20 protein-coding genes are annotated in these 26,153 nt (G+C 62.6%); 15 read left to right on the top strand and 5 right to left on the bottom strand.

Annotated elements, in window-relative coordinates; all coding sequences use genetic code 11:
- The first annotated feature begins 138 nt into the window (after positions 1 to 138).
- The gene (locus tag EY713_RS19220; RefSeq protein ID WP_425374322.1) at positions 139 to 1,278 is read left to right on the top strand and encodes an AI-2E family transporter; all 1,140 of its coding nucleotides are present in this window, start codon (positions 139 to 141) and stop codon (positions 1,276 to 1,278) included.
- Between the two features lie 2 nt (positions 1,279 to 1,280).
- On the opposite strand, the gene tlpA is transcribed toward EY713_RS19220, so the two are convergent.
- A complete protein-coding gene (gene tlpA, locus EY713_RS19225; protein WP_131118213.1) occupies positions 1,281 to 1,943 on the bottom strand; it encodes a thiol:disulfide interchange protein TlpA in 663 nt (220 codons plus the stop codon).
- A gap of 20 nt (positions 1,944 to 1,963) precedes the next feature.
- Between tlpA and argH the strand changes: the two genes are divergently transcribed.
- On the top strand, positions 1,964 to 3,355 hold the full coding sequence (argH, locus tag EY713_RS19230; protein WP_131118216.1) for an argininosuccinate lyase: 1,392 nt from the start codon (positions 1,964 to 1,966) through the stop codon (positions 3,353 to 3,355).
- On the opposite strand, the gene EY713_RS19235 is transcribed toward argH, so the two are convergent.
- A complete protein-coding gene (locus EY713_RS19235) occupies positions 3,346 to 4,314 on the bottom strand; it encodes a LysR family transcriptional regulator (RefSeq protein WP_131119956.1) in 969 nt (322 codons plus the stop codon). The genes argH and EY713_RS19235 overlap by 10 nt on opposite strands.
- Positions 4,315 to 4,476: 162 nt before the next feature.
- Here EY713_RS19235 and EY713_RS19240 point away from each other — a divergent pair, with 162 nt between their 5' ends.
- The 6 genes from EY713_RS19240 (at position 4,477) to EY713_RS19265 (ending at position 13,645) form a co-directional block, all read left to right on the top strand.
- Positions 4,477 to 4,734 carry a hypothetical protein gene (locus tag EY713_RS19240; RefSeq protein ID WP_131118219.1) on the top strand — a complete coding sequence of 86 codons (258 nt, stop codon included), beginning with the start codon at positions 4,477 to 4,479 and terminating at the stop codon, positions 4,732 to 4,734.
- A gap of 14 nt (positions 4,735 to 4,748) precedes the next feature.
- Complete coding sequence (gene lysA, locus EY713_RS19245; protein WP_131118222.1) at positions 4,749 to 6,020, top strand: diaminopimelate decarboxylase; 1,272 nt, start codon at positions 4,749 to 4,751, stop codon at positions 6,018 to 6,020.
- A 99-nt stretch (positions 6,021 to 6,119) separates the two neighbouring features.
- Complete coding sequence (locus tag EY713_RS19250) at positions 6,120 to 7,568, top strand: murein hydrolase activator EnvC family protein (protein ID WP_131118225.1); 1,449 nt, start codon at positions 6,120 to 6,122, stop codon at positions 7,566 to 7,568.
- Positions 7,565 to 8,914, top strand: coding sequence for a S41 family peptidase (locus tag EY713_RS19255; RefSeq protein WP_170314092.1), 1,350 nt, complete (start codon positions 7,565 to 7,567; stop codon positions 8,912 to 8,914). Before EY713_RS19250 ends, EY713_RS19255 begins: the two co-directional genes overlap by 4 nt.
- A 361-nt stretch (positions 8,915 to 9,275) precedes the next feature.
- Entirely contained in the window at positions 9,276 to 10,496 is a 1,221-nt protein-coding gene (locus EY713_RS19260) for an efflux RND transporter periplasmic adaptor subunit (protein ID WP_131118228.1), read from the top strand.
- 2 nt (positions 10,497 to 10,498) lie between these two features.
- Positions 10,499 to 13,645: a multidrug efflux RND transporter permease subunit gene (locus tag EY713_RS19265; RefSeq protein WP_131118231.1), complete on the top strand. Its 3,147-nt coding sequence runs from the start codon at positions 10,499 to 10,501 to the stop codon at positions 13,643 to 13,645.
- 12 nt (positions 13,646 to 13,657) lie between these two features.
- Here EY713_RS19265 and EY713_RS19270 read toward each other — a convergent pair whose 3' ends face one another.
- Complete coding sequence (locus EY713_RS19270; protein WP_131118233.1) at positions 13,658 to 14,977, bottom strand: MFS transporter; 1,320 nt, start codon at positions 14,975 to 14,977, stop codon at positions 13,658 to 13,660.
- Between the two features lie 441 nt (positions 14,978 to 15,418).
- On the opposite strand from EY713_RS19270, the gene shc reads away from it, so the two are divergent.
- From shc to EY713_RS19285, 3 genes are read left to right on the top strand one after another with little or no spacing between them, the layout of a single operon-like run.
- On the top strand, positions 15,419 to 17,404 hold the full coding sequence (gene shc, locus EY713_RS19275) for a squalene--hopene cyclase (protein WP_131118236.1): 1,986 nt from the start codon (positions 15,419 to 15,421) through the stop codon (positions 17,402 to 17,404).
- A 4-nt stretch (positions 17,405 to 17,408) separates the two neighbouring features.
- A complete protein-coding gene (locus EY713_RS19280) occupies positions 17,409 to 18,191 on the top strand; it encodes a phosphorylase (protein ID WP_245572794.1) in 783 nt (260 codons plus the stop codon).
- Positions 18,192 to 18,237: 46 nt separating this feature from the next.
- The gene (locus tag EY713_RS19285) at positions 18,238 to 18,756 is read left to right on the top strand and encodes a methylated-DNA--[protein]-cysteine S-methyltransferase (RefSeq protein ID WP_131118239.1); all 519 of its coding nucleotides are present in this window, start codon (positions 18,238 to 18,240) and stop codon (positions 18,754 to 18,756) included.
- A gap of 67 nt (positions 18,757 to 18,823) precedes the next feature.
- On the opposite strand, the gene hpnH is transcribed toward EY713_RS19285, so the two are convergent.
- Both hpnH and ispH read right to left on the bottom strand, forming a co-directional pair.
- Positions 18,824 to 19,972, bottom strand: coding sequence for an adenosyl-hopene transferase HpnH (gene hpnH / locus EY713_RS19290; protein ID WP_131118242.1), 1,149 nt, complete (start codon positions 19,970 to 19,972; stop codon positions 18,824 to 18,826).
- A 57-nt stretch (positions 19,973 to 20,029) separates the two neighbouring features.
- A complete protein-coding gene (gene ispH, locus EY713_RS19295) occupies positions 20,030 to 20,956 on the bottom strand; it encodes a 4-hydroxy-3-methylbut-2-enyl diphosphate reductase (RefSeq protein ID WP_131118245.1) in 927 nt (308 codons plus the stop codon).
- 358 nt (positions 20,957 to 21,314) lie between these two features.
- Here ispH and EY713_RS19300 point away from each other — a divergent pair, with 358 nt between their 5' ends.
- The 4 genes from EY713_RS19300 to serA all read left to right on the top strand — a co-directional run bounded on the left by EY713_RS19300 (position 21,315) and on the right by serA (position 26,120).
- Positions 21,315 to 22,238, top strand: coding sequence for an outer membrane protein (locus tag EY713_RS19300; RefSeq protein WP_131118248.1), 924 nt, complete (start codon positions 21,315 to 21,317; stop codon positions 22,236 to 22,238).
- Positions 22,239 to 22,405: 167 nt separating this feature from the next.
- Positions 22,406 to 23,137 (top strand): outer membrane protein, encoded by a 732-nt coding sequence (locus tag EY713_RS19305; protein ID WP_131118251.1) that lies wholly within the window; start codon positions 22,406 to 22,408, stop codon positions 23,135 to 23,137.
- Between the two features lie 90 nt (positions 23,138 to 23,227).
- Positions 23,228 to 24,406 carry a phosphoserine transaminase gene (locus EY713_RS19310; RefSeq protein WP_425374372.1) on the top strand — a complete coding sequence of 393 codons (1,179 nt, stop codon included), beginning with the start codon at positions 23,228 to 23,230 and terminating at the stop codon, positions 24,404 to 24,406.
- A gap of 133 nt (positions 24,407 to 24,539) precedes the next feature.
- A complete protein-coding gene (gene serA, locus EY713_RS19315) occupies positions 24,540 to 26,120 on the top strand; it encodes a phosphoglycerate dehydrogenase (protein WP_131118257.1) in 1,581 nt (526 codons plus the stop codon).
- Positions 26,121 to 26,153: the final 33 nt, after the last annotated feature.

Consider the following 26,153-nt stretch of genomic DNA (forward strand, 5'->3'; position numbering starts at 1 on the left):
TCTGATCGAACCGATCGAAACGCCGGGCCTTGCCCGGCGTTTTTCGTTTGAGACTTGCTGGCCCAAAGCGCAACGGGGGCAACCGGTTCACGGCTTCCCTGGTTTGGGCTAAGGACGATCGGCCAGGAGAGACACGTGATGCCCATGATCAACGACCAGAGCGTGCCGCCCCCCGAGCAGACCAACCGGATGCAGCGGAACGCGCGGCTCGTCCTCATTCTGGCATTGGTTGCCCTCGGCGCATGGACTCTGCACGGCTTCATCGCGGCCCTGGTCTGGGCCGCCATTATCGCGATCGCGATTGGGCCGCTCTATGCAAAGGCAACGCTGCGCTGGCCGCCAGGCAAGCACAACATCGCTTTGCCGTTGCTGTTCACGACTCTCGTGGCCGTGATCTTCCTGCTGCCCTTCATCGTTCTCGGCATCCAGGCGGCGCGAGAAGCCCAAGCCTTGATGCATTTCGGTACCGAGGCCATGCGATCGGGCATCCCCGAGCCGGCGTGGGTGGGGTCGCTGCCGTTCGGGGCAGCCGAGGTCAGCGACTGGTGGAAGACGAACCTTGCCAATCCCTCCGACGTGTCGGGCCTCGTGCATCACGCGACGCATAGCGCGGGGATGCTCAACAATCGCGAATTGTGGACGGCATTCACACATCGCATCGTGACGTTTTTCTTCACCATCGTGACGCTGTTCTTCTTGCTCCGCGATGGCAAAAGCCTGTCGAACGACATGCTGCTGGCGAGCCATAAGCTATTCGGCCCACATGGTGAGCGGATCGCGCGCCAGATGGTCTCATCGGTGCACGGCACGGTGGATGGTCTGGTGCTGGTCGGGCTTGGCGAAGGCGTGTTGCTCGGCATCGCTTATGCGCTGGCAGGCGTGCCGCATCCGACACTGCTTGGCGCCTTCTCGGCTGTCGCGGCCATGATCCCCTTTGTGGTCGTGGTTTTGCTTCTGGTGCTCGGCGCGGTCCTTGTGGCTCAGGGCGCGCTGTGGACCGCGATCGCGCTGGTGGCATTCGGGCTGGTCATGAATTCGATCGCCGACCACTTCGTGCGTCCCGGCCTGATCGGAGGCGCCACGAAACTGCCGTTCCTGTGGGTGCTGCTCGGCATTCTCGGCGGGGTCGAGACCTGGGGGCTTATCGGCCTCTTCGTCGGGCCGGCCGTCATGTCGGCCCTGATCCTGCTGTGGCGCGAGTTCGTCCGCCCTGCGCCGCTGCTCGACGAGAAGCCGGCCCGCAAGACGCTATCGCCGGTCCCGATCGCGGGCGAATAACCTCAGGAGCCCTTGGCGGCCGCGATCAGTTTTTCGGCGTCGGCCGAATCCCATTCGGCCGGCCCGGCCATCGTGCCGATGCCGCAGCCATGTGGGTCGATCAGCATGGTGGTCGGCAACCCGAGTGCCTGCCCATCGGCTCGCAAGGTTTGAAACACGGTCGCGGTCGCATCGGTGTAGAGCGGCAAGCGCGTCACGCCCGTGTCCTGCAAGAACTGCTTCGGCCGATCGAGCTTGGCCGTATCGATGTTGATCGCGACGACCTGGAAGTCGTCGCTGCCGAGCTTCGCCTGCAATCGATCGAGGGCCGGCATTTCTTTGCGGCACGGTACGCACCAAGTCGCCCAAAGGTTCAGCAACACCGTCTTGCCTTTGAAATCGGCGAGCGTCATGGCGGAGCCGTCCGCCGTCTTGAAGGCCAGCGCCGGAACCGGCCGTGCGGTCCGCGACAGGTTAAGGGCCGCGACCTCACCATGGACGAACGGATCGACGCGGGACACGATGGCGCTCGTGGTCCGGCACTCGGGCGCCGCTTCCTTGCCGAGTTTCCCCATCCCGTATAGGACCGCGAGACCGCCACAGACGACGACGACAGCACCGCCCGCGAGCAGGCCGGCAAGCCTCTGGTGGCGGGACGGGTGGGCCGGGCTGGACGTGTCGGTCATGTCAAAAGGGTCCGAGGCAGATGAGCAATACGATGTGGGGCGGGCGGTTCTCGAGCGGTCCGGACGCGATCATGGAAGAGATCAACGCGTCGATCGGTTTCGACTACCGTCTCGCCGCGCAGGATATTGCCGGATCGCGCGCCCATGCGGCCATGCTCGCCAAACAAGGCATCATTTCGGCCGACGACGCCGTTTCGATCGATCGCGGTCTAGGCCAGATCGCCACGGAAATCGAGAGCGGCAGCTTTTCGTTCTCGCGCGCGCTCGAAGACATTCACATGAACGTCGAGAGCCGCCTTGCCGATCTGATCGGCGATGCCGCGGGGCGGCTGCACACGGCCCGCTCGCGCAACGATCAGGTGGCGTTGGATTTCCGGCTCTGGGTCCGCGACACCGTCGATGCGCTCGACATCGGCTTGGCCGACCTGCAGCGCGCCTTCGTAGAACGCGCGATCGAGCATGCCGGATCGGTAATGCCGGGTTTCACGCATCTTCAATCGGCCCAGCCGGTGACGTTCGGCCATCACCTGCTGGCCTATACTGAGATGGTCGGCCGTGACCGCGGCCGCTTCCGCGATGCGCGCAACCGTCTCAATGAATGTCCGCTCGGCGCCGCGGCGCTGGCCGGCACATCCTTCCCGATCGACCGACACATGACCGCGCAGGCGCTCGGCTTCGACCGGCCCACCGCCAATTCGCTCGACAGCGTGGCCGATCGCGATTTCGTGCTTGAGGTGCTGGCCGCCGCCTCGATCTGCGCCGTGCATCTGTCGCGTCTCGCCGAAGAGATCGTGCTGTGGGCGACCCCGCAATTCGGCTTTGCCAGCCTGTCGGACAAGTTTTCGACCGGATCCTCGATCATGCCGCAGAAACGCAATCCGGATGCGGCCGAATTGGTGCGCGGCAAGAGCGGCCGCATCATCGGTGCGTTGACCGGCCTGCTGATCGTCATGAAGGGTCTTCCGCTCACCTATTCCAAGGACATGCAGGAAGATAAGGAAGGCACGTTCGACGCCGTGAACGCCCTGGTGCTCTGCGTCGCGGCCATGACCGGCATGGTGCGGGATCTGAAGCCCGACACCGCCCGGATGGAAGCGGCCGCCGGGTCCGGCTACGCGACCGCGACCGATCTCGCCGATTGGCTGGTGCGCCGTCTCGATATGCCGTTCCGCCGCGCCCATCACGTCACGGGCCGGATCGTCGCTCTCGCGTCGGAACGAGGTGTGCCGTTGGAGGGGCTCGATCTTCCCGCTCTACAAGCGATCGAACCCGCGATCACGAACGAGGTCTTCGGCGTGCTCGGGGTCAGGCATTCCGTGGCGAGCCGCACGAGCTACGGCGGCACCGCACCCGACAATGTGCGCCAGCAGGCGCAGGCCTGGTTGAACCGACTGAACAGCCTTCAGGCCTGATCGAGTTCGGCGTCGGGTGGCGGTTCAAGCCCCGCAACCTGGGCGGCGCCGAGATCGTCTTCGGCCGAACTGCCCGCCAACCGCTCCAGCAACCATTTCGCCGCAGGCCCGGGCGGCTGGTCGCTACGATGCACCGCCGACAGCATATATCGATGACCGGGGTGGTTCGCGATGTCGAGAAGGACGAGGCGCCCCTGCGCCAGATCCTCCCGCACCATCACCTCGGGCATGTTCCCCCAGCCGAGGCCCTCGACCAAGAGAGCATGTTTGGCCCCAAGGTCGGCCAACCGCCACGTCTGTGGGCTCAGCACCGCAAAGTCCTGACCCACCGTGAGATCGGACCGGTCGGTGAGGACGAGCTGGACATGGCGACGAGCCTCGGTTTTGCTCAACGGCGCCGGAAGGCGCGCGAGCGGATGTCGCGGCGATGCGACCGCGATCATCCACACGCTGCCAATGGGCCGTTGTTCGAGGCCATCGACGGGCCGTAACATTGGCCCGCTGACCCCGACGGAGCAGGTGCGATCGAGCACCAGCCGGGCGACGGAGCCCAGAGCCTCGACATAAAGCCGCAGCGTGACGGTCGGGAACGCATCTCGGAACGTCGCCAGCGCCGCGACAAGCCGACGGGTCGGCAACATGACATCGACCGCGATCGCCACTTCGGCCTCAAGGCCGGCCAGCAATCCCCGTGCGCGCGCCTGCAAGCCATCCACCCCCGACGCGAGTTGGCGCGCATCGGCTAGGATCGCATGCCCGGCGAGCGTCAAGGCGGGGCGGCGCGTCTTGCGCTCGAACAACGACAGGCCCCCGAGTTGCGCCTCAAGGTTCGCGATCGTGTAGCTGATCACCGATTGCTGTCGGTTCAGCTTGCGAGCCGCAGCCGAAAAGCTGCCGGTTTCGACGATGGCCAGAAAGACGCGCAACTGATCGAAGGTGGGAGATCCGATATCCGGCATGGGTGGCGTCGCGCCCTCGTCGTGGTCGAGCAGGCTTACGCCATCCAGCGCGGAGCCGCCATGCCGACGGAGGCCTCGCCCCCGCGCTTGCATTTCCCCTCGCCTGTTGCAGCCCTTTGCTTGTACAGCATGCTCAGTCGAGGCGAGTGGAAGGTGCAGGTCTTGAGCGTGAGTGTCGTGAGCTTGAAAGTCTCGGCGCGTCCAAGAGGCGTCCGCCTTGCGGTCACCGTCGCCATGGCGGCGATCGTCGCGACAGGCCTGGCTGGATGCGGTCGTCGCGGCCAATTGGAACCGGCGCCGGACCCGACCGTTCAGGCCGCAGCACCGAGCGACGGGAACTCCCAAGCGATGGAGCGGCGACCGAAACGGGTGCCGATCAAGCCGCCGCACGAGTCCTTTTTCCTCGATCCACTTCTCTGACGTCAGCCCCGATCATGCATCACTTCGAGTATCGCGACGGCGTGCTCCACGCCGAATCCGTCGACATCCGCGCCATCGCAAAGGCTGTGGGGACGCCGTTCTACTGCTATTCCCGCGCCACGATGGAGCGCCATTACCGCGTCTTCAGCGAGGCGTTCGGCCGTCAGCCGATCCTTGTCTGCTATGCCATGAAGGCCAATTCGAACCAGGCTGTGCTGCGGCTTTTCGCCAATATCGGCGCCGGTATGGACGTGGTGTCGGGCGGCGAATTACGCCGCGCGCGGGCAGCGGGCGTCCCAGCTTCACGCATCACATTCTCGGGCGTCGGCAAGACCGCGCGTGAACTCGATGCCGCCCTGGACGAGGACATCCTCTGCTTCAACGTCGAATCGGAGCCCGAGCTCGCCCTCCTCTCCGAGTTGGCGACCCGCAAGGGACGCACCGCAAAGATCGCCTTGCGGGTCAATCCCGACGTCGACGCACGGACGCATGCCAAGATCTCCACCGGCAAGGCGGAGAACAAATTCGGCATCCCGATCGATCGGGCGCGCGCCGTCTATGCTCATGCCGCCACGCTGCCCGGCCTGCGCGTTACCGGCATCGACATGCATATCGGCTCGCAAATCACCGACCTCGAGCCCTTCGATCATGCCTTCGCGGTACTGAGCGATTTCGTCGTGCAATTGCGGGCCGATGGCCACACGATCGACCATGTCGATCTCGGCGGGGGCCTCGGTATTCCGTATCACGAGGGGGAGGATGCGGGCGCGTTCCACCCCGACCGCTATGCCGCGCTGATCGGCAAATATGCGAATGCGCTCGGCGCCACGATCGTGCTGGAGCCGGGGCGGCTGTTGGTCGGCAACGCCGGCGTGCTCGTGACCGAGGTGGTGCTGGTCAAGACCGGCGGCGACAAGACTTTCGTGGTGGTGGATGCCGCCATGAACGATCTGATCCGACCGACGCTCTATGAGGCGTTTCACGAGATCAAGCCGGTGGTCGAACCGGCGACGGGCGCGCGTGCGACCGTGGACGTCGTCGGCCCGGTCTGCGAGACCGGCGATTATATGGCGCTCGGCCGCGATCTCCCGCCTGCGGCGGCTGGCGATCTCCTCGCCATCATGACGGCGGGCGCCTACGGAGCCGTCCAGGCCGGCACGTATAATTCGCGCTTGCTCGTGCCCGAAGTCATGGTGGATGGCGATCGTTACGCCGTGATCCGGCCTCGGACGAGCTACGACGATCTGATCGGCCTTGATCGGATTCCCGAGTGGCTCGGCGCCTAAGCATCGCAGCGCCGCCCTGATGGCGACGAATTCGTAACCGATCGTCTCCAACAATGAGTGGGCCCGACTGATTCGGGATCGGTGAAACGAAGGACGTTTATGACTGACGCGCGGCGGTCCGGAGGCAGGCAGAGCGTGCCGTGCCGCTACGGTCCCGCGATCCTCCTGGCGGTGGTGGCGGCCGGCGTCGCACTTCCGGTCGCGGCCCAGGATGCGGCGCCGAATGCGGCACAAAGCAATGCGTCCGTAGCGGCCACGCCCGACTCTTCCGTGACGGCGTCTGTCCCCGCCACGACCGCGACCGACCGCGACCAGCAGATTGATGCGAGAAAGCAGGAGTTGCGGAGCCTGCAGGAGAATCTTTCGGTCTCCGATGCCGAGCGACACAAGATCGTGGCCGACATCGAGGCAATCCGCACCGACCGTGTGCGCCTGAATGCCGCCCTGCTCGAAACGACGCAGCATGTGCAAGATGCGGAGCGGAAGGTGGGGGAGGCGCAGGGGCGCCTCGATACGATGACGGGCAGCGAAGACGCGATCAAGCAATCGCTTGAAGGCCGGCGCGGCGTCATCGCTGAAGTGCTGGCGGCGCTGCAACGCATGGGCCGCAAGCCGCCGCCTGCGATCTTGGTGCGGCCCGACGACATTCTGAAGTCGATCCGGACATCGATGCTGCTCGGGGCGGTGGTGCCGGAATTGCGTTCGGAGGCCGAGGCTCTGGCATCCGACCTCAGCGATCTGCAGCGGTTGCGCGTCTCGATCGCGGGCGAACGCGACCAGCTCGCCTCCGAAATCGCCGGACTCGGCAACGAACGCGCACGACTGGATGGGTTGATCGTCGCGAAGCAAGCCGCCCAGACGGAGGCCGAAGCCGCTCTCGGCTCGCAACAAGGCCGCGCGGCCGATCTCGCGCGCCGGGCCACCAGCCTGCAGGATCTGATCTCCCGTATGGAGAACGAGGTTGCCTCTGCCCGACACGCCGGGGACGCAGCGCGGGCAGCCGACGAGGAGCGGCGCAAAGCCGCAGCGGCGGATGCCGACAGCATCCGGGCCAAGGTGGCGGCTGGCCCCTTTAGAGATCCAGCCCGGCTGACCCCGGCGGTCGACTTCGCCGATGCCAAGGCGATGCTGTTCCTTCCCTCGACAGGGCGCGTCGTCAAACGGTTCGGAACCGCCGACGACTTTGGCGGAACCGAAAAAGGCATGTCGCTCGCGACCCCGGCGCGCGCGGTCGTCGCAGCCCCATCGGATGGCTGGGTCGCTTTTTCAGGGCCCTACCGCACCTATGGACAAATCTTAATTATAAATGCGGGAAGCGGATATTATATCGTCTTGGCTGGAATGAGCCGGGTGAATGTGGCGCCGGGACAGTTCGTTTTGGCGGGCGAGCCGGTTGCGACAATGGGGGACGGCTCTGTCAAGACCGCGGCTTCGATCGCGCTTGGCGCGGCAGACCCCATTCTCTATGTTGAATTTCGAAAAGATGGAACGGCCGTCGACCCCAGCCCATGGTGGGCGAAGGCCGACCTGGAAAAGGTTCGCGGATGATGCGCAAGGTGACATTGATGGTTGCGGGTGCCGTTCTGGGCGCAGCGACCGCGACAGGCGTAATGCATACCAGTCTGATCGCGAGCAGCCCCGCCAGCGCCGCGGCATCCGATACGTATCGCAATCTCAATCTGTTCGGCGACGTGTTCGAGAAAATCCGCACCGATTATGTCGAGAAGCCGGATGAGGAAAAGCTTGTCGAAGCGGCCATCAACGGCATGCTGACCTCGCTCGACCCGCATTCCTCCTACATGGATGCGAAGAGCTATCGCGACATGCAGGTGCAGACGCGCGGCGAATTCGGCGGCCTCGGCATCGAAGTCACGCAGGAAGATGGAAACATCAAGGTCGTTACCCCGATCGACGATACCCCTGCGTCGAAGGCCGGTATTCTATCGGGCGACATGATCGTCGCGATTGATGGTGACGCCGTCTCCGGCCTGACGCTGAACCAAGCCGTCGACAAGATGCGGGGCGCCGTCGGAACGCCGGTCACGCTCAAGATCCTTCGCGCGAAGCAGAAGGATACGCAGGACGTCAAGCTCACCCGCGCCGTCATCACGATCAAGTCGGTCAAATACGAAGAGAAGGACGATGTGGGGTACATCCGCATCAGCCAGTTCAACGAGCAGACCTATGATGGCGTGAAAGCCGCCATGCAGAAGTTTCAGACCGACATCCCGAGCGACAATTTCAAGGGCTACATCCTGGATCTCCGCAACAACCCGGGTGGATTGCTCGATCAATCGATCGAAGTGTCGAACTCCTTCATCGACCGCGGTGAGATCGTGTCGACGCGCGGCCGCAACGCTGACGAGACCCAGCGCTACAGTGCGCGTCCGGGTGGCGACCTGTCCCATGGCAAGCCGATGGTCGTGTTGATCAACGGCGGTTCCGCATCCGCCTCCGAGATCGTCGCAGGCGCCCTGCAGGATCACAAACGCGCCACCATCATGGGCACGCGTTCGTTCGGCAAAGGGTCGGTCCAGACCATCATCCCGCTCGGCCAGAGCGGCGCCTTGCGCCTGACGACGGCCCGTTACTACACCCCATCGGGTCGATCGATCCAGGCCAAGGGCATCGAGCCCGAAGTGCAGATCCTCGAGGACGTGCCGGACGAACTCAAGGGCAAGGACGACACCAAGGGCGAAGCGTCGCTCAAGGGGCATTTGAAGAATGGCGACGACGAAAAGCAAGGCTCGCAGGCTTACGTGCCCCCGGATGCCAAGAACGACAAGCAACTGATCGCGGCGCTGAACCTGCTGCGCGGCAACACCAAGGCTTCAAATACGCCGGCACCGGCAGACGCCCAGAAACCCGCGACGGCGACACCCGTTCCGAACTGATCATCTGATGTGATCTCGAGCATTGGAAGGGCGGCGCGCAAGCGGCGCCCTTTTTCTTGGCAAGAGGTTTGCGGTCCAACTCGTCGCAGGCACCAGGCAGGTGCAAGCGGAGCTCGTCCGATTTCGGACAGACGCGTCAGCCTCGCTCTATCGCTCGGCTGCCGTAAGGGATTGTGCCACCCGCATCTACCAAACTGGATACCGCGACACATCCGCACGCCCGGACATGACAAAGATTTAATTTGTCCTGGTGCACCAAACTGCTCACGTTGCGGTCGCGATAAGCTGCGATGACCCGGATCGCGCCGATCCGTCCAGATCGTCTTCGCAGCGTTTCGCCCCCACCGGAAAAGCAAGCGTCATGTCGAACCCAAGCGATCGCAAGGGCCGCGGTTTTTCACGATTGATCCTCGTCGCGATCGTCATTGCGGCAGCTGTCGGGGTCTATGAGTTTCGAAACAACGACGCGTTCCGCGCGAAAGTCTATGCGACGGCTCCCTTTCTGAAACCCGCCGACAAGGCGGAAGCTAAAGCAGCGCCACCGCCGATGGCGGTGCCGGTGAGTGCCGTCGCGGCCCAGACCGGAGATTTTCCCGTGATCCTGGTCGGGCTCGGGACCGTGCAGGCGAATAATACGGTGCTGGTCCGCAGCCGGGTCGATGGTCAGATTATCAAGATCAACTTCACCGAAGGTCAGATCGTCAAGAAGGGCGATCTCCTCGTGCAGATCGACCCCCGCCCCTATAAGGCAGCGCTCGAGCAAGCGCAGGCGAAGAAGCAGCAGGATCAAGCCAATCTGGCCAATGCCAATCGTGACCTGACCCGCTACGAGTCACTCGCCAAAAATGATTATGCAACGAAGCAGCAGCTCGATACGCAGACCTCCCAAGTTGCCCAATTGACGGCGCAAATTGCGGCGGACGATGCGGCGATCGACAATGCTCAGGTGCAACTCGATTACGCGACCATCACGGCACCGATCACCGGACGGGTCGGGTTTCGATTGGCCGACCAGGGCAACATCGTGACGGCCGCCAGCGCCACCGGCATCGTCTCGATCGCACAATTGCAGCCGATTGCCGCGATCTTCACCGAACCGGAAAACAGCCTCGGGCAACTCCAAGCCGGGGTGGCGGCTGGGCCAGTGCCGGTCAACGCGTTGACGACGGATGGCAAGACCGTGCTGGCTGAGGGGACACTCGACACTCTGAATAACGAGGTCGACACGTCGAGCGGAACCATTCGGGTCAAGGCTCTGTTCAAGAACGAAGATAATAAGCTCTGGCCGGGCTTGTCGGTCACGACGCGGACCACGGTGGCGATCCGTAAAGATGTCGTGATGATTCCCGAAGCTGCGGTACAGCGCGGGCAAACGGGTTTTTATGCGTTCGTCGTCGGTCCGGACAATAAGGTCCAGCAGCGAAATCTGAAGATCGGCCTTATCGGTGATGGCAAGGCGCTGATTCAGGATGGGATCAAGGCAGACGAGATGGTCGTGACGGCGGGCCAATATCGGCTTCAGCCCGGCGTCCTGGTTAAAGTCGGCGACGATCAACAGAAGACAGCAGCAAAGGAGCCGTGAGCATGTACGGAGGCATCTCAGGCCCGTTCATTCGCTATCCTGTCGCCACCACGTTGCTGATGATCGGCATTCTGTGCATCGGGCTCGTGGCCTATCCTCTGTTGCCCGTCGCGCCGCTTCCGCAGGTGGACTTTCCGACCATTCAGGTGTCCGCAAGCCTTCCCGGCGCCAGCCCGGAAACCATGGCATCGTCCGTGGCGCAGCCGCTCGAGCGACAATTCGCGCAGATCCCCGGCGTTGCACAGTTGACGTCCACGAGCGCGCTCGGCAACAGCGCCATCACGATCCAGTTCGATCTCGACCGCAATATCGACGGCGCCGCCAATGACGTGCAGGCCGCCATCAATGCGGCCGGCGGGCAGCTGCCAAAGCAGCTCCCAAGTCCGCCAACCTACCGCAAGGTCAACCCGGCCGACTCGCCCATCATGCTTCTGGCCGCCACATCTGACACCTTGCCCCTGACCGAGGTGGACGACAACGCCGACACCAAGGTGGCACAGCAGATCAGCCAAATCTCCGGCGTGTCACAGGTGACGATCGGCGGCGAGCAGAAACCCTCGATCCGCATCCAGCTCGACCCTGCCAAGCTCGTGACCAAAGGACTGTCGCTCGAGGATGTGCGGTCCGCCATTGCGGTGACGACGGTCGATAGCCCGAAAGGCAGTATCGACGGCAAGCAGCAAAGCTACACGATCTACGCCAACGATCAGTTGACCAAGAGCAGCGACTGGAACGACGTCGTCATCGCCTACCGCAACGGCGGCCCGATCCGCATCAAGGACATCGGTCAGGCGGTCAGCGGCCCGGAAGACGCCAAGAAAGCGGCGTGGTCGCAAGGCAAGCGCGGTGTCTTCCTCGTCATCTTCAAGCAGCCCGGCGCCAACGTCATCCAGATCGTCGATCAGATCAAAGCCATGCTGCCGCGGTTGCAGGCGTCTATCCCGCCGGCAATCCATCTCGACATCATCAGCGACCGCACCACCACGATCCGCGCGTCGGTCCATGACGTGCAGTTCACCTTGCTGTTGACGATCGCGCTCGTCGTGATGGTCATCTTCATCTTTTTGCGAAGCTTCTGGGCGACCGTCATTCCATCCATCACGGTACCGCTCGCGCTGCTCGGAACGTGCGCCCTCATGTGGGGGATGGGCTATAGTCTCGACAATCTGTCGCTGATGGCTTTGACGATCGCGGTCGGTTTCGTGGTCGATGACGCGATCGTCATGCTCGAAAACATCACGCGTCACATCGAGGAGGGGGAGAAACCCCTCGAAGCCGCCTTCAAAGGCGCGAGTGAAATTGGCTTTACGATCCTGTCGATCAGCATTTCGCTGATCGCGGTGCTGATCCCGCTGCTTTTGATGAGCGGGATTATCGGCCGCTTGTTCCGCGAGTTCGCGGTGACCCTGGCGATGACGATCGCCGTGTCGGCTTTCGTCTCGCTGACGCTGACGCCGATGATGGCGTCCCGCTTCCTGACCGACCCGCATCAGCAGAAGCATGGTCGGCTTTACATGATGAGCGAGCGCTTTTTCGATGGGATGCTGAAGCTTTACGAGCGCGGCCTCAACGTCTGCCTGAAGTTCCGTTTCGTCACCTTGATGGTGTTTTTCGGCACGGTCATCGCGACCGTTTATCTCTTCAACGTGATCCCGAAAGGATTCTTTCCGAACCAGGATACGGGTTTGATCTTCGGCACGTCGGAAGGCGCTCAAGACATTTCCTTTGCCGACATGAAGCTGAAGCAGGAGGCGCTCGGCGACATCGTCTCAAAAGATCCGGATGTCGCGACGGTCGGGATGTTGCTCGGGTCAGGCGGTAACGCTCTGAACAATGGCCGCCTGTTCATCACCCTGAAACCGCGCGACGAGCGCGAGGCTTCGGCCCAGCAGATCATTGCGCGACTTCGCCCCCAACTCGACAAGGTCGAGGGCGCGAAGCTGTTTCTGCAGGCCGCTCAGGACGTCAACGTCGGCGGTCGCGCCGCTCGGACGCAGTATCAATACACCCTGCAAGACGCCAACCTCGACGAATTGAACGAATGGTCACCGAAGATCTTCGACAAGCTGAAAACGCTGCCTGAAGTCCGCGATGTGGCAACCGACCAGCAAACCAACGGCACCACGCTGACCTTGTCGATCGATCGCGACCAAGCTTCGCGTTACGGGATCACGCCCCAACTCATCGATGACACCCTCTACGACGCCTTCGGCCAGCGTCAGGTCGCGCAATATTTTACGCAGATCAACAGCTACCACGTCATTCTCGAGATCCTGCCTGAACTCCAGGGTGACCGAACAAGCCTCAGCACGATCTATATGAAGTCGCCCGCGACCGGCGGCATGGTGCCGCTTTCGGCTGTCGCTCATTGGTCGACCAAGCCAATCCGCCCCTTGTCGATCAGCCATCAGGGCCAGTTTCCGGCCGTGACGATCAGCTTCAATCTCGCGCAAGGCGTCGCGCTGGGTGAGGCCACCGCCGCGATCCAACGTTCCATGAACGCGATCCAGGCGCCGCAAACGATCCAGACCACCTTCCAAGGCAATGCGCAGGCGTTCCAGCAGTCGCTCAGCACCGTCCCCCTGCTGATCCTCGCGGCCCTGGTGGTCGTCTACATCATCCTCGGCATTCTCTATGAGAGCTTCATCCACCCACTGACCATTCTGTCGACGTTGCCGTCTGCCGGTCTCGGAGCTTTCGCGATTCTGATGCTGTTCGGCTTCGACTTCAGTCTGATCGCCCTGATCGGCTTGATCCTGCTGATCGGCATCGTGAAGAAGAACGGCATCATGCTGGTCGACTTCGCGATCGTTGCTGAACGAGATGAGGGATTGACGGCCGAAGAGGCGATCAGAAAGGCGGCCCTTCTCCGCTTCCGCCCGATCATCATGACCACGATGGCGGCGATGCTTGGTGGTATCCCGTTGATGCTGGGGACCGGGACAGGCTCGGAAATTCGGCAACCGCTCGGCTATGCGATGGTCGGCGGCCTTCTCGTGAGCCAGGTGCTGACGCTATTCACCACCCCGGTCGTCTATGTCTACCTCGACCGCGTGTCGACGTGGCTCGGCGGCGGCCACAAAAAGCGGGAGGCCGACGACCACATCGAGGACGTCGCGGCACTCCCGCAGCGGCAGGCGGCAGAATAGCGAGCGCCGCCTTTAGCGACGCTTGCTGCTGTTTTCGACGTCCGGCAGAAGAAACGTCAGCACTCCCAACAAGGGCAGGAACGAGCAGACCTTGAAGACGAAGTTGATGCTCGTCTGATCCGCGAGTTCGCCGAGGAGAGCAGCCCCAAGCCCGGCGACCCCGAACGCGAAGCCGAAGAAGAGGCCGGCGACCAAGCCGACATTCCTCGGGATCAACTCCTGGGCATAGACCAGGATGGCCGAGAAGGCCGAAGCCAGGACGAGACCGATCACCACCGTCAGGGCGCAAGTCCAGAAGAGGTCGGCATAAGGAAGCGCCAAGGTGAAGGGCAGCACACCGAGGATCGAGACCCAGATCACGGATTTGCGCCCGACGCGATCCCCAACAGGGCCGCCGATGATGGTGCCGGCCGCGACCGCGCCGAGGAACACGAAGAGGAACACCTGCGCTGTCTGGATCGACACATGAAACTTGTCGATCAGGTAGAACGTGTAAAACGTGCTCATCCCTGCGAGATAGAAGTGTTTGGAAAAGATCAGGCCAAGCAGGATCAACACCGACGCGATGATGCGCCGGCGCGAGAGGGTCGACGGCGCATGGACTTCGCCGCCCCTCTTGGACTCCGTTCGCAGCGCGGTCGCATACCAGCTTCCGACCCGCGTGAGCAGAAGCATCCCAACGAAGGCCACAAGCGTGAACCAGGCGATGCTGGTCTGCCCGCGCGGCACGACGATGAAGGCCGCGAGGAGCGGGCCGGCCGCTGTGCCGAAGTTGCCGCCCACCTGGAAGAGCGATTGCGCCAATCCATGACGACCGCCCGACGCCATGCGGGCAACGCGCGAGGCTTCCGGATGGAAGATCGACGATCCGATCCCGACCGACGCGGCTGCGACCAACAGCATGGTATAGTTGGTCGCGTAGGCCAGCAGAACCAACCCGACGAGCGTGACGCACATGGCGACCGGGAGCGAATAGGGCCGCGGTTTACGATCGGTCGACAAGCCGACAAGCGGTTGTAAGAGCGACGCCGTCACCTGAAACGTCAGGGTAATCAGGCCGATTTGCCCATAGTCCAACGAAAAGGTCTTCCGCAGCACCGGATAGATGGCGGGCAACAGCGATTGCATCAGGTCGTTGAGGCCATGGGCGATGCTGGCCGCGAACAGAATGCCAAACACGGTTCCGCTTCGCACGGCGGCCGACCCAAGCCCTTGGGTTTCTATCGTTTGCCCCACCTCGAACCGTGCCGGGACTGCCGCTTCGGCAGATTGCGAACCGTCGCCGGAGCGCGAGCTCTCGCTCGGCGCGCTCTCGTTTAATCGTGCGTCCATGATGTCGCCCTGCCTCCCGATCCGCTGGACCGGCCACCGCCGCGATGTTGATTGGGGAACAGGGCAAGGCAGAAAAATGGCCTTGGGCGGTTCGCGCCGGATCGAGCGTTTCGATTGAGAATGGCCGGCAGCCGATCACATTGGTTCGATTGCCGTCGTAGCGATACGCGCGATAGCGCCAGAAAATCAAGCTCGGCCGATTGGCGACGCCGATTTCGTCGCAGTCGGAACGGATGCTCATCCTGTTCGTGTGCGGGCGGTCGGGCTGCGGCGACCATGTGACAGCATCTCGAGATCGGTGACCCAACCTGTCACATGCAAGTCACTCAAGCCGGCATTGCGGCGAGGGCTTGGCTTTTCGACTTGTCGGTGCGGCAGGCTTGTGAAAAACGCTATGCAATTGGGGCGGACCGATCGAGACACATCGAGAACATCTGGATTATGCCATTGAACGCTGTCGCAGTTTCGCTTCAGAGCGCGCGTCGTGAACCTGATCTCGAACTGAGTCCCGATCTCGATCAAGCCATCGCCCATGCGGCTCGCGCGCTCCGTGCTTACCAAAACCAGGATGGTCATTTCGCTTTCGAATTGGAGGCAGACGCCACCATTCCGTCCGAATATGTTCTGCTGAAGCATTTCCTTGGTGAGCCGGACCTCGAAATCGAGCGCAAGATCGCGGTCTACCTGCGCCGGACCCAGAGCGCCGATGGCGGTTGGCCGATGCTCCATGGCGCACCGGCCAACATTTCGGCGACCGTGAAGGCTTATCTTGCGCTGAAACTGATCGGTGATACGCCAGACCAGCCCCACATGCGTCGGGCCCGCGAGGTCGTTCTGTCACTCGGCGGCGCCGTCAATTGCAACGTGTTCACGCGCAATACCCTGGCGCTGTTCGGCATCGTGCCCTGGCGAGCCGTTCCGGTCATGCCGGTCGAAATCATGCTTCTGCCAAGCTGGTTTCCGTTCCACTTGTCGAAGATTTCTTACTGGGCCCGTTGCACCATCGTGCCGATGACGGTCCTGGCCGCTCTCAAACCGGTCGCCCGCAATCCTCGCGGGATCGGGATCGACGAATTGTTCGTTGTGCCGCCCGCTGAGGTTCGCGTTTGGCCGAAGGGACCGGATGTCGTCCAGCCTTGGGGAGCACTCTTCGGCGGCCTCGACGCCGTGCTGCAACGGACCGAACGATTTTTTCCGAATGGGTCGCGGCAGAAGGCCATCGCCAAAGCCATCGCGTTCGTGCGTGAGCGACTGAACGGTGAAGATGGCCTAGGCGCCATCTACCCGGCCATGGCCAACACGGTCATGATGTTCGACACGCTCGGAATGCCGGTCGATGCACCGGAAGTCGTGCTAGCCCGTGCCTCGATCGAAAAGCTGTTGATCGTCAAGGACGATGAGGCCTACTGCCAGCCCTGCCTTTCACCAGTCTGGGATACGGCGCTTACGGCTCATGCGATGCTTGAAACCGAGGGTGTCGAGTCAAAAATCGCGGCCGATTGCATCGCTTGGCTGAAGCCCAAGCAGGTGCTCGACGTCAAAGGCGACTGGGCCGACCAGCGGCCGGATGTGCGGCCGGGTGGATGGGCCTTTCAATACGAAAACGCTCATTATCCGGACCTCGACGACACGGCCGTCGTCGTGATGGCGATGGATCGGGCGGCGGCGAAACGTGGTGATCGACGCTTCGACGAGTCTATTGCGCGCGCGCGCGAATGGGTCGTCGGGCTGCAGAGCCGCGATGGCGGTTGGGGCGCCTTCGACGCCGATAATGACAAACATTACCTGAATGCAATTCCGTTTGCCGATCACGGCGCCTTGCTCGATCCACCGACCGCCGATGTGACGGCGCGTTGCGTGTCGATGCTGGCGCAACTGGGCGAGCAACCGGAGGCTGGTAGCGCCATCCGCCGTGGCCTCGACTATCTGCTCAAGAACCAAGAGCAGGACGGCAGTTGGTATGGTCGCTGGGGCCTCAACTACATCTATGGCACATGGTCCGTGCTCTGCGCCTTGAACGCGGTCGGCATTCCGTCGCACGATCCTGCGATGCGTCGGGCCGTCGCGTGGCTTGAGGCGGTGCAGAATTCTGACGGCGGCTGGGGCGAGGACGAACGAAGCTATGCGCTCGATTACAAGGGCTTTCGCCACGCCCCAAGTACCGCGTCGCAGACCGCGTGGGCGCTGCTCGGCCTGATGGCCGCCGGCGAAGCCGATAGCGTCAGTGTTGCGCGCGGGATCGACTATTTGTTGCGGCACCAGGGAAGCGACGGGTTCTGGGCCGAGGATATCTATACTGCGACAGGCTTCCCGCGCGTGTTTTACCTGCGCTACCACGGCTATCCCAAGTTCTTTCCGCTCTGGGCCATGGCGCGTTTTCGCAACCTTCAAGCCAGCAACACGAAATCTGTCCTGGTCGGGATGTGATGCGATGATGGCTGCATCACTCCCGGTCCTCGCCGTGACCGGCATGAACGCGGAAGCCCGGATCGCGGGTGGGAGCGGTGTTGCGACCCTCGCGGGTGGCGGCGACGCCGCTCGCCTCGCGCTTCTGCTGCAAGGAGCGCTGTCCCGAGGCGCCAGAGCGGTGATCAGTTTCGGCATCGCGGGTGGCCTCGCACCAGGGTTGAAGCCCGGAACGGTAATTATCGCGCGCGCGGTCGATGACGGCGAGACCGTGATGCTGACCGACCCTGTCTGGTTGAAACGTCTGTCGTCCGCCCTGCCCGATGCGATCGTGGCCGACCTCGTCGGTGTCGATCACATGGTCGTTGGTCACGATGCCAAGACACATCTGCATGCAACCACAGGCGCGGCGGCGGTCGATATGGAGTCGCATATCGCGGCACGATTGGCCGCGTTGCATCAGGTGCCTTTCGCGGCGCTTCGTATCGTCGCCGATCCGGCGGAGCGGACGCTCCCGCATGCTGCGACGGTCGGGATGCGGCCGGATGGCAGCACAGACGTCAAGGCCGTTCTCAAAGCGCTCGCCCGCCGCCCTGCCGATCTCCCAGCCCTGATCCGAACCGCATTCGATGCACGAGCTGCCTTTTCGGCTCTGAAGCATAGCCGCACCTTGTTGTGTGGCCATCTTGGATTCGACGAGAGCGATCTTGCCCGGGAGGATGGCGCTCAGAGGCCCCTCGTCGACATCGATGTTGGGACGCTGGGGGTGTTTGGGGTTGGCACCGACGTCTCGGTCGAAAACCGCTGAACGGAGGATCGATCGCGCCGCTCATCGATCGTGAGGAAGCGGCGGCGTGACCCTGTTTCTCGATCGCCTCGCCTCTCCGCTCGGCACCCTGCTGATCATATCGGACGGGTCGGCGCTTCGCGCACTCGATTTCCACGATTATGAATCCCGGATGCGACGCCTTCTCCAGCGTCATTATGGCAGCGTGGAGCTCCAGGCCGGGCATGGCACCGGAGCGATCGGCGACGCTCTCAGCGCCTATTTTGAGGGCGACATTAGGGCTCTCGACACTCTGAAGGTCGAGACCGGAGGCACTGCGTTCCAACGCCAGGTCTGGGCCGCGCTCCGCGGGATCCCACCGGGGACGACGACGACCTATGGTCGCCTCGCCGCCGCTCTCGGTCATCCAACTGCGAGCCGCGCAGTGGGGCTTGCCAATGGCGCCAATCCGATCGCTATCGTGGTGCCGTGCCATCGCGTCGTGGGCGCCGACGGGCGGCTTACCGGCTTCGGTGGTGGACTACCGCGCAAGCAATGGCTGCTGACGCACGAGGCCCATGCTGCCGGGAATGCGCGACTTCTCTAAGCCACGTTTAAACGACAAAACCCGACGCTCGAGAGCGCCGGGTCTGTTGTTAAACTATCGCTGTGGCTTATTCGGCAGCCTGCAAGGGAAGGCGATTCTGTTCCTTCGTCGTGATCTCTTCGAGCTTCGTCTCGACGTGCCGCGAAAACATATATTCCGCCGGGCGCTGGTTCTCGAGTGAGATATCGGGCGCCATCGGACCCTTGGTGCGGATGCCTTGCAGCGCCACCTTGAGGATCTTCCAGGGTTTGGTGACCGAATCGGCAACCGCGGTCGCCTCGAACCCGCTGTGGACCATGCAGTCGGCGCATTTTTCGTAATTGCCGGTGCCGTAGTTGCTCCAGTTGGTGTCTTCCATCAACTCTTTGAAGGTGCTCGCATAGCCTTCGCCAAGCAGATAGCAGGGCTTTTGCCAGCCGAACACGGTCCGGGTTGGGTTACCCCAAGGCGTGCAGTGATACTTCTGATTTCCGGCCAGGAAATCGAGGAACAGCGTGGATTGGTAGAACGGCCAAGCCTTGCCGCCCTTGTTCCGCTCGAAGATGCCGCGGAACAATTCCTTGATCTTGGCGCGGTTCAGGAAATGCTGCTGATCGGGCGCGCGCTCGTAGGCGTAGCCCGGCGACACCGTAATGCCGTCGATGCCCATCGCGGTAACCTCGTCGAAGAAACGCGCCGACCGCTCGGCATCCGCATCGCTGAACAAGGTGGTGTTGATGGTGACGCGGAAACCCGCCGCCTTGGCGGCCTTGATGGCCGCGACAGCCTTGTCATAGACGCCCTTGCGGCACACCGACTTGTCGTGCATCTCGCGATCGCCATCGAGATGGATCGACCAGTTGAAGAACTTGTTCGGCTTATACTCGTGCATCTTCTTTTCGAGCAGAAGCGCATTGGTGCAGACGGTGACGAATTTCTTCTTCGCCATCGCGCCTTCAACGATCTGCGGCAATTCCTTGTGGATCAACGGTTCGCCACCGGCGATCACCAACATGGGGGCGCCGCATTCCTCGAGCGAGTCGAGCGCGTCCTTCACCGAAATGCGTTGATCGAGGATCTTGTCCGGATAGTCGATCTTCCCACAGCCCGCACAGGCCAGATTGCAGCGGAACAGCGGTTCCAGCATCATGACGAGCGGGTAACGTTTGCGGCCACGCAGATGCTGGCTGACCACGTAAGCGCCCATCCGGGCTGCCTGGTGTATTGAAATTCCCAATGTGAACTCCTTGAGCCGCCTAAACACGGCCTCGCTCACGACGCGTATCGACGTTGGTTAATGGCTCATGGCCATGGTGGGCAATCGGAAAGAAACGGTTTCTTCGATTCCGGGGAGGGTCGAGACTTCGATCGGTCCCATTCGGCGAAGAGCCGAAATGACACCGTCCACCAGCACTTCCGGTGCCGATGCGCCGGCCGTTAGACCGATCACCTCGACGCCTTTCAGCCAGTTGAGATCGAGTTCCGTCCCATCGGCGATGAGATAGCTCGGCACGTTTGTCTCGGCTCCGATCTCCCGGAGGCGATTCGAATTCGAGCTGTTGTTGGCGCCGACCACCAAAATCAGGTCGGCGATCCGCGACAATTCCCGCACCGCCGTCTGTCGATTTTGGGTGGCATAGCAGATGTCGCGCGTATCGGGGCCAACGACGTCGGAAAACTTTTCTTCGAGCGCCGCGATGATGGAGCGCGTGTCGTCGACGCTCAACGTCGTTTGAGTGATGTAGGCGACGGGCGCATCGATCGGCAGATCGAGCATGGCGACATCCTCGACACTGCGGACGAGATGCACCTCACCATCGATCTGTCCCACAGTCCCGACGACTTCCGGATGGCCGGCATGACCGATCAGAATGACGGACCGACCCTGCGCCACATAGCGCCGGCCCTGGTGATGAACCTTGGCGACGAGCGGACAGGTAGCATCGAGCACCGGCAGGTTGCGCCGGGCGGCTTCCTGCTCCACGGAGCGCGCAACGCCATGGGCGCTGAAGATCGTCACGGCTCCGTCGGGAATCTCGGACACGTCTTTCACAAACCTGGCACCCTTCTGTTCCAGGCTCTCGACGACATGGCGATTATGGACGATTTCATGGCGGACGTAGACCGGAGCCCCGTGCTGGACGAGAGCGTTTTCGACGATCTCGACCGCTCGGACGACGCCCGCGCAAAACCCGCGCGGCTGCGCCAAGACAACCTTCATGCACACATCCCCGATTGCTTAGCCAAACCGGCAATATCCGACCAAGCCGCTCTCAGCTCGTGCTGAGCCTCAATATTTCCCGCCTTCGTAAGAAAAAAAGCAATGGGCGGCAACTGCCCCGCCTCACTCCGCAGCAAGGTGTTGCAATGCGGTGACCATGCGATCGTCCCAAACAACCGCGATCGAGAGAAGGATCGCGCAACATCGGACTGTCATGTCCCGACGCTTCTGCTGCAGCCGCAAGGTTAATCGTTAGGGTTAAGCTCCCCTTAAACAGTTTCTGCAACCTTTGCTCATCGTTGATGGGTCGACCCTCGGCCTAGCCGAAATTGCAACTGTTCAAGTGGGGACGTCATCTATGGGCAGCACCAAAGCCCTGCTTTTCGCGGGAGTCGTGGCACTTGGGGCTGCGACCGGCGCACGCGCCGCCGACCTCCCGTTGCCGCCTCAATATGTTCCGCCGCCCGAGGTCGTCGATTTCGGTGGGTGGTATCTGCGCGGTGATGTCGGTGTGGGCGTCGCCAGCAATCCGAACATTCGATCCACCTTCTACGATCAGAGCTATGCTCCGATCGATACCGCGACCGCTGTCCCGAGCTTTGCGCGGGACCAGCAGCACATCGCCGATTCGAGCTTCGTCGACATCGGCGTTGGCTATCAGGTCAACAACTGGCTCCGCTTCGATGCCACCGGCGAATATCGCACCGACCAGCATTTCAGCACGATCGAGAGCTACGATGCGGGTGCGGGTTTCGGCGTCCCGGGGACCGGGCGCGGCTACGATCAATATAACGGCTCGCTGCAGAGTTCGGTGTTCCTGGTCAATGCCTATGCCGACCTTGGCACCTGGTATGGCTTGACGCCCTTCATCGGGGCCGGCGTCGGCGCAGCCTACAACCGCGTCACATCCTTGAGCGATCTCGGCGTCGGTGGCCCGACCATTGTCGACCAAGCCGGCAATGTGTTCAACGGCGTCGGCAACGGCGGCTTCGGCTTTGCCAAGGAACATGACAAGTTCAACCTGGCCTATGCCGCCATGGCGGGCGTGTCTTATTCGGTCAGCCAGAACCTCAAGCTGGAACTCGGCTATCGCTACCTCAACATGGGTGATGCGACCTCGGGCTTCATCAATTGCGTGAACAGCACCGGCTGCGTGATCGAGAAGCATCGTTACGATCTTGCCTCGCAAGATATCCGGCTCGGCATGCGCTGGATGATCAGCGATGTGGCCCCTACCCCGGTCTATTATCCGCCTGAAGCGCCGATCGTCCGGAAATACTGACGCGCGGACATTCTACCTACTGAACGACAAAACGCGGGGCCCTGGCTCCGCGTTTTTCTTGTGGGATCGCTAGTCGAATACGCGGCATGGTTAAGCTGCCCTTAAGCATATTTGTTCATTCTTTTCAGTAAGGGCCGGGCAAGCGCGACGGTCGAGGAGAATTGTCGATGCGGGCCGGCACGGTAGCGAGATTGGGTTTTGCGGCCCTGATCGGAATGGCGGCGTCGCCGGTCTTCGCGCGAACCGCAACCCTCTCGCCCACCTATCCGCCCGCACCTGTCTTCGCCGAACCCGACGCCGATGTCGCCGTCGGAACGGGTTGGTATCTCCGCGGCGATGTCTCGTATGGCGACGACGATCGCCCCAAGCTGTCGCCGCTCGGCTTCGATCATCGATCGGCTGGGGGCTACGCGGCTGGCGGCGGCGTCGGCTACCGTTTCAACAGTATGCTGCGGGTCGACGTCACGGGCGACTATCTTCAACCGATCGACTATGCCACGCAGATCACGACCCGCGGGGTCACGACCCGCCAGCAGGGCTCTCTCAACCGCTACGATGGGCTGGTCAACGGCTACGTCGACATCGGCACATGGTATGGCGTGACGCCTTACGTCGGGGCGGGTCTCGGCTTCGCGGTCTTCGATCCGTCGGCTTCGGTGACCGTGTTGGACGCAACGGGCTTGAGCGCGAGCCAGGGCGGTTCGCCTCGCGGCAGCACGACCTTCGCCTGGGCCGCCATGGCAGGCCTCTCCTACGCGCTGACGGACGCTGTTACGGTCGACCTCGGCTACCGTCACCTCGACATCGGGCGCTTCGGCACAACCGTCGGAACGTCATCCTATTCCCGCAGCTTCACGCGTGACGACGTGAAGTTCGGCGTCCGCTACGCGATCGATTGAGCGACAGGAGCCGCTTGACGGCTCCGCGAGGTTCGTACTAGTCCTTGCGGCGGGACACCTCTCCCCAACGAGAGGCTACCATCTGTGAGGATGGATTTTATGATGAACAAACCGGTTACACGGCCCGCAAACCCGTGCTTTTCCTCTGGCCCCTGCGCGAAGCGCCCAGGCTGGACACTCGAGGCGCTCGGCAAAGCCGCCCTCGGCCGCTCCCATCGGGCCAAGCCCGGCAAGGCAAAACTCCAAGCCGCAATCGACCTGACCCGCGACATCCTGCAAGTCCCCGCCGATTACCGTATCGGCATCGTTCCGGCCTCGGACACCGGCGCCGTCGAAATGGCGATGTGGTCGCTTCTTGGGGCACGCGGCGTCGATATGGTGGCGTGGGAAAGTTTCGGCGAAGGCTGGGTGACGGATGCGGCCAAGCAACTGAAGCTCAAGGATGCACGGATCCTCAAGGCCGGCTATGGCGAGATCGTCGATCTCAATAGCATCGATTTCAACAACGACGTCGTCTTCACTTGGAATGGGACAACCTCCGGCGTGCGCGTCCCAAACGGCGATTTCATCCCGGCGGATCGGGCCGGTCTGACCATCTGCGATGCCACCTCGGCGGCCTTCGCGCAGACGCTTCCCTGGGACAAGCTCGATGTCGTCACCTTCTCGTGGCAGAAGGTGCTGGGCGGCGAAGCAGCCCACGGGATGCTGATCCTGTCGCCCCGCGCCGTCGAGCGCCTGCAGACCTATGCGCCCGCTTGGCCGCTGCCGAAGATTTTCCGCCTCACCTCAGGCGGCAAGCTGATCGAGGGCATTTTTAAGGGCGAGACCATCAACACACCGTCGATGCTTTGCGTCGAGGATTACATCGATGCGCTGACCTGGGCCAAAGGGCTCGGTGGTCTCGATGCGCTCGTGGCACGAGCCGATGCCAACGCCACGGCGATCGCCGATTGGGTCGCAAAGACGGACTGGATCGATCATCTGGCGATCGCGCCTGACACCCGCTCCAACACCTCCGTTTGCTTGAAGGTTGTGGCGCCCGCCGTTACGTCGCAGCCGGCCGACGCTCAGGCTGCTTTTGCCAAGTCGCTGGCCGATATGCTCGATAAGGAAGGCGTGGCCTTCGATATTGGCGGTTATCGCGATGCGCCTCCCGGCCTTCGTGTCTGGTGCGGCGCCACGGTCGAGACGGCGGATGTCGTCGCCCTGACGGCATGGCTCGATTGGGCCTACGCGCAAGCCTCGGCCAATCTCGCCAAAGCGGCCTGACGCGTCCCCAGACGCTTAAAACTCGTGCCTCGCGTGATCGGCACGAGCAACGCCTTTCGATCCATACTCCCATGTCGCACGTGCGCTCGTTCCGAAGGACGATGACGCCTGCTCCAAGATCTGGACAAATCCCATGGCTCCTCGCGTTCTCATTTCCGATAGTCTGTCGCCCGCCGCCGTCGCCATCTTCAAGGAGCGTGGTGTGGAGGTCGACGTAAAACCCGGTATCGACAAAGATGCTCTGGCCGAAATCATCGACCAATATGACGGCTTGGCGATCCGCTCAGCCACCAAGGTGACGGCGAAGCTGCTGGAACGCGCCACGAAACTGAAGGTCATCGGCCGCGCCGGCATCGGGGTCGACAATGTCGATATCCCGGCTGCGACCGCCAAAGGCGTGATCGTGATGAACACGCCCTTCGGCAATTCGATCACGACCGCCGAACACGCGATCGCGCTCATGTTCGCGCTGGCGCGCCAGTTGCCGGCCGCCGATACGTCGACTCAAGCCGGCAAGTGGGAAAAGAACCGCTTCATGGGCGTCGAGATCACCGGCAAGGTGTTGGGTATCATCGGGTGTGGCAACATCGGCTCGATCGTGGCCGAGCGCGGCGTGGGACTTCGCATGCGGGTCATCGCCTTCGACCCCTTCTTGTCGGCCGAACGTGCCCTCGCGCTCGGGGTCGAGCGCGTCGAACTCGACGAGTTGCTGGCCCGCGCCGACTTCATCACGCTGCACACGCCGATGACGCCGCAGACTAAGAACATCCTGTCGGCCGAAAATCTCGCCAAGACCAAGACGGGTGTGCGGATCATCAACTGCGCCCGTGGCGGCTTGATCGACGAGGAAGCGCTCCGCAAGGAGCTGGACAACGGCCATGTGGCCGGAGCCGCAATCGATGTGTTCGCGACGGAGCCTGCGAAGGAGAACGTGCTGTTTGGTCACCCGAACGTCGTTTGCACGCCGCATCTCGGTGCCGCCACCAACGAAGCTCAGGAGAACGTGGCGCTTCAAGTCGCCGAGCAGATGTCGGATTACCTGATCCGCGGCGCGATCTCGAACGCGGTCAATTTCCCCTCCATCACGGCCGAGGAAGCCCCTCGCCTTCGCCCCATGATCGAGCTGGCCGATCGGCTCGGCTCTTTCGCGGGCCAGTTGACCGATGCGCCGATCCGTCAGGTGAAGATCACCTATGAGGGTGCGGTCGCGGAGCTCAAGATCAAGGCGCTGACAGCCTCCGCCTTGGCGGGTCTGCTTCGTCCCGTTCTGTCGGCCGTCAACGTCGTGTCGGGTCCGGCCGTCGCCAAGGAGCGCGGCATCGTGGTCGAGGAGACCACGCGCGCCGCCGAGGGCGACTACGAATCGCTTATTACCCTGGCGATCACGACCGATGCGCAGGAACGCGCTATTTCGGGCACGGTGTTCACTGATGGTAAGCCGCGCATCACGGCCATCAAGGGCATCAAGGTCGACGCCGAATTCGCCTCGACGATGCTTTACGTCACCAACGAGGACAAACCGGGCTTCATCGGCCGATTTGCGACGACCCTGGGCGACGCCGGCGTGAATATCGCGACCTTCGCGCTCGGGCGCGACCAGCCAGGCGGCTCGGCGATCGCGCTGACGGAAGTCGATGGTGCGGTGCCGGATGGGACGCTCGACAAGATCAAGGGCATCCCCGGCGTAAAGGCCGTGAACCTGCTTCACTTCTAGAAACTGCGACCGACGGTCGAGACGAGCGACGGG

The sequence above is a fragment of the Lichenihabitans psoromatis genome (assembly GCF_004323635.1).
GTDB lineage: Bacteria > Pseudomonadota > Alphaproteobacteria > Rhizobiales > Beijerinckiaceae > Lichenihabitans > Lichenihabitans psoromatis.

What these genes read in the sequence shown, in the direction of transcription:
- EY713_RS19220 (WP_425374322.1), top strand. Translation starts at nt 139, where the DNA reads ATGCCCATGATCAACGACCAGAGCGTGCCGCCCCCCGAGCAGACCAAC.
- EY713_RS19270 (WP_131118233.1), bottom strand. Translation starts at nt 14,977, where the DNA reads ATGGACGCACGATTAAACGAGAGCGCGCCGAGCGAGAGCTCGCGCTCC.
- tlpA (WP_131118213.1), bottom strand. Translation starts at nt 1,943, where the DNA reads ATGACCGACACGTCCAGCCCGGCCCACCCGTCCCGCCACCAGAGGCTT.
- EY713_RS19305 (WP_131118251.1), top strand. Translation starts at nt 22,406, where the DNA reads ATGCGGGCCGGCACGGTAGCGAGATTGGGTTTTGCGGCCCTGATCGGA.
- EY713_RS19255 (WP_170314092.1), top strand. Translation starts at nt 7,565, where the DNA reads ATGATGCGCAAGGTGACATTGATGGTTGCGGGTGCCGTTCTGGGCGCA.
- shc (WP_131118236.1), top strand. Translation starts at nt 15,419, where the DNA reads ATGCCATTGAACGCTGTCGCAGTTTCGCTTCAGAGCGCGCGTCGTGAA.
- EY713_RS19260 (WP_131118228.1), top strand. Translation starts at nt 9,276, where the DNA reads ATGTCGAACCCAAGCGATCGCAAGGGCCGCGGTTTTTCACGATTGATC.
- EY713_RS19310 (WP_425374372.1), top strand. Translation starts at nt 23,228, where the DNA reads ATGGATTTTATGATGAACAAACCGGTTACACGGCCCGCAAACCCGTGC.
- ispH (WP_131118245.1), bottom strand. Translation starts at nt 20,956, where the DNA reads ATGAAGGTTGTCTTGGCGCAGCCGCGCGGGTTTTGCGCGGGCGTCGTC.
- EY713_RS19250 (WP_131118225.1), top strand. Translation starts at nt 6,120, where the DNA reads ATGACTGACGCGCGGCGGTCCGGAGGCAGGCAGAGCGTGCCGTGCCGC.
- EY713_RS19265 (WP_131118231.1), top strand. Translation starts at nt 10,499, where the DNA reads ATGTACGGAGGCATCTCAGGCCCGTTCATTCGCTATCCTGTCGCCACC.
- EY713_RS19235 (WP_131119956.1), bottom strand. Translation starts at nt 4,314, where the DNA reads ATGCCGGATATCGGATCTCCCACCTTCGATCAGTTGCGCGTCTTTCTG.
- lysA (WP_131118222.1), top strand. Translation starts at nt 4,749, where the DNA reads ATGCATCACTTCGAGTATCGCGACGGCGTGCTCCACGCCGAATCCGTC.
- argH (WP_131118216.1), top strand. Translation starts at nt 1,964, where the DNA reads ATGAGCAATACGATGTGGGGCGGGCGGTTCTCGAGCGGTCCGGACGCG.
- serA (WP_131118257.1), top strand. Translation starts at nt 24,540, where the DNA reads ATGGCTCCTCGCGTTCTCATTTCCGATAGTCTGTCGCCCGCCGCCGTC.
- EY713_RS19300 (WP_131118248.1), top strand. Translation starts at nt 21,315, where the DNA reads ATGGGCAGCACCAAAGCCCTGCTTTTCGCGGGAGTCGTGGCACTTGGG.
- EY713_RS19280 (WP_245572794.1), top strand. Translation starts at nt 17,409, where the DNA reads ATGATGGCTGCATCACTCCCGGTCCTCGCCGTGACCGGCATGAACGCG.